Annotated in this window: 3 protein-coding genes; all 3 read left to right on the plus strand. The window is 73.6% G+C overall.

The features are described 5' to 3' along the window. The first annotated feature begins 46 nt into the window (after positions 1 to 46). A complete protein-coding gene (locus AOK24_RS32150) occupies positions 47 to 1,897 on the plus strand; it encodes an ABC transporter ATP-binding protein (RefSeq protein ID WP_055723554.1) in 1,851 nt (616 codons plus the stop codon). Next, the gene (locus AOK24_RS32155) at positions 1,894 to 3,633 is read left to right on the plus strand and encodes an ABC transporter ATP-binding protein (protein ID WP_055723555.1); all 1,740 of its coding nucleotides are present in this window, start codon (positions 1,894 to 1,896) and stop codon (positions 3,631 to 3,633) included. Before AOK24_RS32150 ends, AOK24_RS32155 begins: the two co-directional genes overlap by 4 nt. After that, on the plus strand, positions 3,630 to 5,381 hold a 1,752-nt coding region (locus tag AOK24_RS32160), incomplete at its 3' end, for an ABC transporter ATP-binding protein (protein WP_055723556.1). The genes AOK24_RS32155 and AOK24_RS32160, both read left to right, overlap by 4 nt.

The raw sequence follows: 5,381 nt of genomic DNA on the forward strand, positions 1-5,381 counted from the left end.
CCGCCGAACCCCCCACCGCCCCCCTGGACCAGGAGGACGTCCGCCGATGACCGCCACCACGACGAACCCGGCGCCCGTGGCTCCGGAGCCTGATCCCTTCGATCAGGACGACCTGCCCACGCCGCCCGGCGCGACCGGCGTCCTGCTGCGGTCGCTGCTCGCGCCGATGAAGGTGCGGGCGACGGTCACCGCGCTGCTGCTCCTCGTCCAGCAGGCCGCCGTACAGATCGGCCCCCTGCTGGTGGCGTACGCGATCGACACGGCCGTACCCGCGTACCGGGACGGCGACAACGGGCCGCTGATCGCGGCCGGGGCCGGGTATCTCGGCGCCGCGCTGCTCTCCGGCGCCCTCCAGTACGCGTTCATCAACGCCTCCGCCCGCGTCAACCAGGACGTCCTGCTGGACCTGAGAGGCAGGATCTTCCGCCACGCGCAGGCGCTGAGCGTGGACTTCCACGAGCGGTACACGTCGGGCCGCCTGATCTCCCGGTCCACGACGGACGTCGAGTCGCTGCGGGAACTCCTCAGCGAGGGCCTCCAGGAACTCGTGACGGTCATCCTCTCGTTCGTCTACATCTCGGCGATGCTGCTCTGGCTGGACCTCGGCCTCGGCGCGGTCGCGGTCGCCTCGTTCGGCCCGCTGTACCTGATGATCCGGATGTACCGCCGCCGGGTGGGCCGCGTGTACGCGAGACGGTCGACGGCCATCGCCTCGGTGATCGTCAAGTTCGTCGAGACGATGAACGGCATCCGCCCGGTCCGCGCGTTCCGCAGGGAGGCCGTCAACGACGCCGAGTTCGCGGCCGTGAACCGTACGCACGAACGCTCCAACGGCGACGCCCTGCTGGAGATGGCGCGCTACGTCACCGGCTCCCGCCTGATCGCCAACACGGCCGTCGCGGTGATCGTCCTGTGGGGCGCGTACCGCGTCTCGGCCGGCTCGCTGGAGCTCGGCGTGCTCGCGGCGGCGGTGCTGTACCTGCGGCGCCTGTACGACCCGATCGACCGGCTCGGCATGTTCCTCAACTCCTACCAGTCGGCCGCCGCCTCCCTGGAGAAGATCGCCGGACTCCTCGCCCAGACCCCGTCCGTGCCCGAACCGGCCGAGCCCCGCGAACTGCCCGTACGGCAGGGCGAACTCCCGGGCCGCGCGGTCGAGTTCGACGGCGTCTCCTTCGGCTACCGCACGGGCGGCGAGATCCTGCCCCGCTTCGACCTGGCCCTCCCGGCCGGCCAGACCGTCGCGGTCGTCGGCTCGACCGGCGCCGGCAAGTCGACGCTCGCGAAACTCCTCGCCCGCTTCTACGACCCGACGGCCGGCCGCGTCACCCTCGACGGCGTCGACCTGCGCGACCTCCCCGTACCCGAACTGCGGCGCGGCGTCGTCATGGTGACCCAGGAGGCGTTCCTGTTCTCCGGCACGGTCGCCGAGAACATCGCGATCGGCCGCCCCGACGCCGGCCGCGAGGAGATCGAGCGCGCCGCGAAGGCCATCGGCGCCCACGAGTTCATCAGCGCCCTGCCCGACGGCTACGACACGGACGTCCGCAAGCGCGGCGGCCGGATCTCCGCCGGGCAGCGCCAACTCGTCGCGTTCGCGCGGGCGTTGCTCGCCGACCCGGCCGTCCTCATCCTCGACGAGGCGACCAGCTCCCTCGACATCCCCGGCGAACAGGCCGTCCAGCGCGCCATGTCGACGGTCCTGCGCGGCCGTACCGCCGTCGTCATCGCGCACCGGCTGTCCACCGTGGAGATCGCCGACCGGGTGCTCGTCATGGAACGGGGCAGGATCGTCGAGGACGGCACCCCGGCCGAACTGATCGCCGGGACCGGCCGGTTCGCGGGCCTGCACCGCGCCTGGCGCGACAGCCTGGCGGGCGCGGGGGAGGGGCGGTGATCGACGCGTACGCGGACCCGGGGACGCCCGGCTGCCGGAGCGGCGCCGGGTACCTGTGGTGGCTGACCCGATGCCAGCTCGGCCGCGCCTTCTCCGGGGCGGCCCTGTCGTCCGCGTGGATGGCCCTGCTGGCCGCCACCCCCTGGATGATCTCCAAGGCCGTCGACGAAGGCATCCAGCGCGGCGACATGGGCGCGCTCGTGTGGTGGAGCACCGCGCTCCTGCTCGTCGGCGCGTTCAACGCGTGGCTCAGCATCATGCGGCACCGCACGATGACGCGGATGCGGATGGACGCCAACTTCCGCACCGTGAAGGTCGTCGTGAGGCAGGCCGTGCGGCTCGGTGCCGCGCTGCCCCGGCGGACGGTCGCGGGAGAGGTCGTCACGATCGGCGTGGGCGACGTCCAGACGATCGCGTTCGCCATGACCCCCCTCGGGCCCGGGATCGGGGCGATCGTCATGTACGTCGTCGTCGCGGCCCTCCTGCTGGACGTCTCGCCGCTGCTCGCCGCCGTCGTCCTCACCGGCATGCCCGTACTCGCCCTGCTCGTCGGGCCGTTGATGGCCCGGCTCCAGGGCGCGGAGACCGAGTACCGCGAACGCCAGCGGCTGCTGACCGCGCGCATCGGGGACCTCGCGGGCGGGCTGCGCGTCCTCAACGGCCTCGGCGGCAAAGGGCTGTTCGCGGACGGGTTCCGGCGGGACTCCGCGGGCCTGCGCGAACAGGGCTACCGGGTCGGCGCGGTGACGAGCTGGATCCAGGCGCTCGGGGTCGGGCTGCCGACCCTGTTCCTGTCCGTGGTGACCTGGCTCGCGGCGCGCCTCGCCGCGCAGGGGGAGATCACGGTCGGCCAACTCGTCTCCGTGTACGGGTTCGTGGCCGTCCTCGTCGTGCCCGTGTCCTTCCTCGTCGAGCTGGGGTACCAGCTGAGCCGGGGCGTCGTCGCGGCCCGGCGGGTCGTCCGGCTGCTGGCGCTGGAGCCCGACCCGGACGTGCCGTCCGCCGAAGCGCCGTCCGGCGCCGCCGAGTTGTACGACCCCCTCTCCGAAGTCCGGGTCCACCCCGGCGAGTTGACCGCCGTCGTCTGCGCGCGGCCCGCCGACAGCGCGGTGATCGTCGACCGGCTCGGGCGGTATCTGCCGTCCGACGTCAGATGGGGTGAAGTCCGGCTGGACTCCGTGCCGTTGGCGTCCGTACGGGCGCGGATCCTCGTCGCCGACAACGAGGCCGACCTCTTCGCCGAGACCCTGCGCGAGATGGTGTCCGGGCGGGAGGCGCGCGATGTCGAGGCGATCACGCGGGCCGTGTGGGCCGCCGCGTCCGAGGACATCGTGCGCGGGCTGCCGGACGGGCTCGACTCCGCCGTCTCCGCGCAGGGGCGCAGCCTCTCCGGGGGCCAGCGCCAACGCGTGCGCCTCGTACGGGCGTTGCTCGCCGATCCCGAGGTGCTCCTCGCCGTCGAACCGACGTCGGCGCTCGACGCCCACACGGAGGCGGCCATCGCCGCGCGGCTGCGGGAGGCGCGGGCGGGGCGGACGACCGTCGTGACCTCGACCTCGCCGCTGCTGCTCGACCGGGTGGACCGGGTGCAGTACGTCGTGGAGGGGCGGGTGGCCGCCGTCGGTTCGCACCGGGAGCTGCTCGAAAGGGAAGCGGGATACCGGGAGTTGGTGGCCCGGGACGCGGGCGAGGACGACACGGTCCGGGTCGGGTCCATGGAAGGGGACGTGCTGTGAGCGGGGACTCCGGGCGGCTGCCCATTGCCGGGGTCCGTGAAGTCCGGCGTGCCGTCGGACAGTTGGTGCGGGCCGATCGCCGCGCGTTCGGGATCGTGGTGGGCGTCAACGTGCTCGGCGCCCTCGCGGGGCTCGTCGGGCCCTGGCTGCTCGGGCGGATCATCGACGAGGTGCGGGCCGGGGCCGGGGTCGGGACGGTCGACCGGCTCGCGTTCGGAATCCTCGTCGCCGCCGTCGTCCAGCTGCTGTTCGTGCGGTGGGGGCGGTACGTCGCGCACCGGTTCGGGGAGCGGATGCTCGCCCGGGTGCGCGAGGGGTTCGTGGACCGGGCGCTCGCGCTGCCCGCGTCCGTCGTCGAGCGCGCCGGGACCGGCGACCTCACCACGCGCGGCACCGCCGACGTGGGAACCGTCGGGACGACCCTGCGCGACGCCGGGCCCGACATCATGGTCGGCGGCGCGCAGGCCCTGTTCCTGCTGGTCGCCGTCTTCGTCGTCGACCCGCTCCTCGGCACCGTCGCCGCGCTCGGGCTCGCGCCGATCTGGGCCGGCATGCGCTGGTACCTGCGGCGCGCCCGCACCGGCTACCTCGCCGAGGGCGCGGCCACCTCCGAGGTCTCCGAGATCCTCGCCGCGACCGCCGGCGGCGCCCGCACGGTCGAGGCGTTCCGCCTGGGCGAGCGGCGGACGGCGGCCAGCCGTACGGCACTCGACGAGTCCCGGCGCACCCGCCTGTACACCCTCTACCTGCGCAGCGTCTTCTTCCCGGTCGTCGAGGTGTCGTACGTCCTGCCCCTGTCGGCGATCCTGGTCCTCGGCGGCGTCCTGCACGCGCACGGGGAGATGAGCGTCGGCGCGGTCGTCACCGCGACCCTCTACACCCGCCAGTTCTTCGAACCCATCGACCAGGTGATCATCCGCGTCGAGCAACTCCAGTCCAGCGGGGCGTCGTTCGCCCGCGTCGAGGGGATCGCGCAGGCGTCGGGGGAGGTGACGGGGGATACGCCGACGCCGGCGGACGACCGTATCGACGTGACCGGTGTGCGGTTCGCGTACGAGCGGGGCGGCGAGGTCCTGCGCGGCGTCGACCTCACGGTCCGCCCCGGTGAACGCCTCGCCGTGGTCGGCCCGTCCGGCGCCGGCAAGACGACGCTCAGCCGGCTGCTCGCGGGCGTGGACGCGCCCACGGAAGGCACGGTCACCGTCGGCGGTGTCCCCGTCGTCGGCCTCGGTCCCGAACAGCTCCGCCGTCAGGTCGTCCTCGTCACCCAGGAACACCACGTCTTCCTCGGCACGGTCCGCGACAACCTCCGCATCGCCGAACCCGGCGCGAGCGACGAGGAGTTGTGGGCGGCGCTGCACGCGGTGGGGGCGGCCGACTGGGTCCGCGACCTGCCGGGCGGGCTGGACGCCGAACTCGGCACGGGCGCCCGCACCTTGGACGGCTCCCAGGCCCAACAGCTCGCCCTGGCCCGGGTGGTCCTCGCCGACCCCCACACGCTCATCCTCGACGAGGCGACCGCTTTGCTGGACCCCACCACCGCCCGCCACACCGAACGCGCCCTCGCCGCCGTCCTCCAGAACCGCACGGTCATCGCGATCGCCCACCGCCTCCACACGGCCCACGACGCGGACCGCGTCGCGGTGATGGAGGGCGGCAGGCTGACGGAACTGGGCACCCACGAGGAACTGGTGAACGCTGGGGGAGCGTACGCCCAGCTGTGGGGGACGTGGCACGGGGAGCGGGCG

Origin of the sequence: Streptomyces niveiscabiei (genome assembly GCF_001419795.1) — a bacterium.
GTDB classification, from domain to species: Bacteria; Actinomycetota; Actinomycetes; order Streptomycetales; family Streptomycetaceae; genus Streptomyces; species Streptomyces niveiscabiei.